At 64.2% G+C, this 3,569-nt stretch carries 4 protein-coding genes; all 4 read left to right on the forward strand.

Translation table 11 applies throughout. The features are described 5' to 3' along the window. The first annotated feature begins 180 nt into the window (after positions 1 to 180). Positions 181 to 810 (forward strand): uracil phosphoribosyltransferase, encoded by a 630-nt coding sequence (gene upp / locus DBR23_RS07060; protein ID WP_056062295.1) that lies wholly within the window; start codon positions 181 to 183, stop codon positions 808 to 810. Between the two features lie 300 nt (positions 811 to 1,110). Then, on the forward strand, positions 1,111 to 2,121 hold the full coding sequence (locus DBR23_RS07065; RefSeq protein ID WP_056062290.1) for a BMP family protein: 1,011 nt from the start codon (positions 1,111 to 1,113) through the stop codon (positions 2,119 to 2,121). 123 nt (positions 2,122 to 2,244) lie between these two features. Further along, positions 2,245 to 3,210 (forward strand): 5'-methylthioadenosine/S-adenosylhomocysteine nucleosidase, encoded by a 966-nt coding sequence (locus tag DBR23_RS07070; RefSeq protein ID WP_199227654.1) that lies wholly within the window; start codon positions 2,245 to 2,247, stop codon positions 3,208 to 3,210. Further along, a partial coding sequence (locus DBR23_RS07075) for an ATP-binding cassette domain-containing protein (RefSeq protein ID WP_146191265.1) occupies positions 3,211 to 3,569 on the forward strand: 359 nt, incomplete at its 3' end.

Genomic DNA, 3,569 nt, shown 5'->3' on the forward strand with positions numbered 1-3,569 from the left:
GCATGGCAACGTGGACATCCACGGAGCGCGCGTCGGCATCCTCATCAGCGGCGGCAACGTCGATTTGTCGCGGCTGGCACGGTTTCTGGCAGACTAGCCCCCACTTTTTCACTCACCGCGCGGCAGAGCGCGCCTGTTCGTCAGCGCAAAGGCCTCTGCCCTTCTCCTTTCAGGTTCCCCATGAGCAACGTCACCGTCATCACCCACCCCCTCGTCCAGCACAAGCTCACGCTGATGCGCAAGAAAGACGCCAGCACCAACAGCTTTCGCCGCCTGCTGGGCGAGCTGTCCACGCTGATGGCGTACGAAGTGACCCGCGACATGCCGCTGCAGGATGTGCAGATCGAAACCCCGCTGGAGACCATGACCGGCAAGATGATCGATGGCAAGAAGCTGGTGCTGGTCTCCATCCTGCGCGCGGGCAACGGCTTTCTGGACGGCATGCTCAACGTGGTGCCCGGCGCCCGCGTGGGCCACATCGGCCTGTACCGCGACCCGGCCACCCTGCAGCCCGTGGAGTACTACTTCAAGATGCCGTCCGAGATGGACGAGCGCGACATCATCGTGGTGGACCCGATGCTGGCCACTGGCAACTCAGCCGCGGCCTGTGTGGACCGCCTCAAGAAGCTCAACCCCCGCTCCATCAAGTTCGTCTGCCTGCTGGCCGCCCCTGAAGGCGTGGCCACGCTGCAGAAGGCCCACCCCGACGTGCCCATCTTCACCGCCGCCATCGACCGCGAGCTGAACGACCACGGCTATATCCTGCCGGGCCTGGGCGATGCGGGTGACCGCATTTTTGGCACCAAATAAGCGCACAACGGCAGCGCCCGTGCACCAGCCACCGCAGGGCCTGCCGCCCAGCGGTGGCTTTTTTTTCATCACCGGGCCTCCCTGCGTTGCGTAACAGCCCATTGGGAGCCCTACTCTGGTGGGGTGCCCCAGCCTGGTTTCCGGATGCGCTGCACGCATGCACCATTTTTTTACCAACTGGTGGCTTTCCTCTGGCAGACTTGCCGCTGGTTTGCAGTTACATCGCCACCGACTGGCGCGCTCCTTGCTTGGTAGCAGCACACCCAACCTCCTTGTTTGCTTGTCTGAAGGAACCCCACCATGACCACTCGCCGCATCTTCACCGGACGCCTGCTCTGCACCTCCATGGCCCTCTCGGCCGCCATGGCGATGGCGCCCTCTTTGGCCTTCGCGCAGTCTAAGATCAAGGTCGCGGCGATCTACACGGTGCCTTTTGAACAGCAATGGGTCAGCCGCATCCACAAGGCCCTCAAGGCCGCCGAGGCACGTGGCGAGATCGAATACAAGGCCAGCGAAAACGTGAGCAACGCCGACTACGAGCGCGTGATGCGCGAATACGCCACCGGCGGCAACCAGCTCATCGTGGGCGAGGCCTTTGCGGTAGAAGCCGCCGCCCGCAAGGTGGCCAAGGACTTCCCCAAGACTTCGTTCCTGCTCGGCTCCTCCGGCAAGCCGCAGGCGCCCAATTTCAGCGTGTTCGACAACTACATCCAGGAGCCCGCATACCTCAGCGGCATGGTGGCTGGCGGCATGACCAAGACGAACAAGATTGGCATGGTCGGCGGCTTCCCCATCCCCGAGGTCAACCGCCTGATGCATGCCTTCATGGCGGGCGCCAAAGAGACCAACCCCAAGGTCGAGTTCACCATCACCTTCATCAACAGCTGGTTTGACCCACCCAAGGCCAAGGAAGCCACCTTCGCCATGATCGACAAGGGCGCCGACGTGCTCTACGCCGAGCGCTTTGGCGTGAGCGACGCGGCCAAGGAAAAAGGCAAGCTCGCCATCGGCAACGTGATCAACACACAAGAGCAGTACCCCGACACCGTGGTGGCATCGGCCCTGTGGCACATGGAGCCCAGCATCGAGCGCGCGCTCAAGCTGGTCAAGGACGGCAAATTCACGGCCGAGGACTACGGCCCATATTCGATGATGAAACACAAGGGCTCCGAACTCGCGCCCCTGGGCACATTCGAGAAGAAGGTGCCGGCCGACATCGTCGCCAAGGTCAAGGCCAAGGAGGCCGACATCCTGGCCGGCAAGTTCACCGTGAAGGTGGACGACAGCCAGCCCAAGTCCACGGCCAAGTAAGCACCGGATGCAGCGGGCGCCGTGCCCGCGTCCTCAACTTCTGTGCACAGGCCACCCCAGCAAAGCGGTGGCCTGTTTGTTTTGATGCTCACCGCTATTGCACACCGACGAGGCTCACCCACCATGTTTTCACACCACACCACCAAGCCGACTCTGACAACCCGGTGGACCCGCCTGCTGGGCGCCCTGGCCCTGGCCGCCGTGGTCGCGGGCTGTGCCGCCACCTCGCCTGGCAAAAACGCCGTGCGGCTGGACGACACACCCCGCATCGCCGTTATCTCCGCTTTTGCCCCCGAGCTGACCGTGCTGTTGCCCCAGGTGCAGCAGCCTGCCAAGCACAGCATCAACGGAGTGGAGTTCACCACCGGCACGCTGGAGGGCAAACCCGTGGTGGTGTTCCTGTCGGGCATCAGCATGACCAACGCGGCCATGAACACCCAGCTGGTGCTGGACCGCTTCCACGTGAGCCACGTGGTCTTCAGCGGCATTGCGGGCGGCGTGAACCCTAGCCTGCACATTGGCGACGTGACGGTGCCCACACAGTGGGGCCAGTACATGGAATGGCTGATGGCGCGCGAAGAGCAGCCCGGCCAGTACAGCGCCCCCGCTTGGATGAAAAGCGAGCTGACGATGCCCGCCTTCGGCATGATGCACCCGCGCCCGGTGGAGGTGCGATCGGCTGCCAACCCCCAGCTCAGCAAGAAGTTCTGGTTCGAAGCCGACCCCAAGATGCTGGCCACCGCCCGCAGCCTGCAGAACGTGGGCCTGGAGCACTGCCTGGCCGCCACCTGCCTCAAGCAGCGCCCACAACTGGTGGTGGGCGGCAACGGCGTATCGGGCCAAGCCTTTGTGGACAACAAGGCCTTCCGCGAATACGCCTTCAAGACCTTCGAGGCCAACGTGCTCGACATGGAAACCGCCGCCACCGCCATGGTCGCCCACAGCAATGGCGTGCCCTACATCGCCTTCCGGTCACTGAGCGACCTCGCCGGTGGCGGCGAGGGCGAGAACGAAATGGGCACCTTCATGGGCCTGGCGGCCGCCAACTCGGCCAAGGTGTTGCGGGCGTTTCTGGCGGCGTGGAAGTAGATGGCCTCCACCAACGCCCCCGTCCTGAAACTGTCGGGCATCACCAAGCGTTTTGGCAAGCTCGTCGCCAACGACGCCATCAGCCTGACCCTGGCACGCGGCGAGGTGCTGGCCCTGCTGGGCGAAAACGGCGCAGGCAAGTCCACGCTGATGTCCATCCTGTTCGGGCACTACGTGGCCGACGAAGGCAGCATCGAAGTCTTTGGCCAGCCCCTGCCGCCCGGCCAGCCGCGTGCAGCGCTGGCGGCGGGCATTGGCATGGTGCACCAGCACTTCACGCTGGCCGACAACCTCACGGTGCTGGACAACGTGCTGCTGGGCAGCGAGCCGCTGTGGCAGCCCTTCTCGCGCCGCAGCGA

It is taken from the genome of Acidovorax sp. HMWF018 (assembly GCF_003061035.1).
In the GTDB taxonomy this organism is placed as follows: Bacteria; Pseudomonadota; Gammaproteobacteria; order Burkholderiales; family Burkholderiaceae_C; genus Acidovorax; species Acidovorax delafieldii.

Bases quoted from the DNA above. Each gene is read 5' to 3' on its own strand.
- upp (WP_056062295.1), top strand. From the start codon at position 181: ATGAGCAACGTCACCGTCATCACCCACCCCCTCGTCCAGCACAAGCTC.
- DBR23_RS07065 (WP_056062290.1), top strand. From the start codon at position 1,111: ATGACCACTCGCCGCATCTTCACCGGACGCCTGCTCTGCACCTCCATG.
- DBR23_RS07070 (WP_199227654.1), top strand. From the start codon at position 2,245: ATGTTTTCACACCACACCACCAAGCCGACTCTGACAACCCGGTGGACC.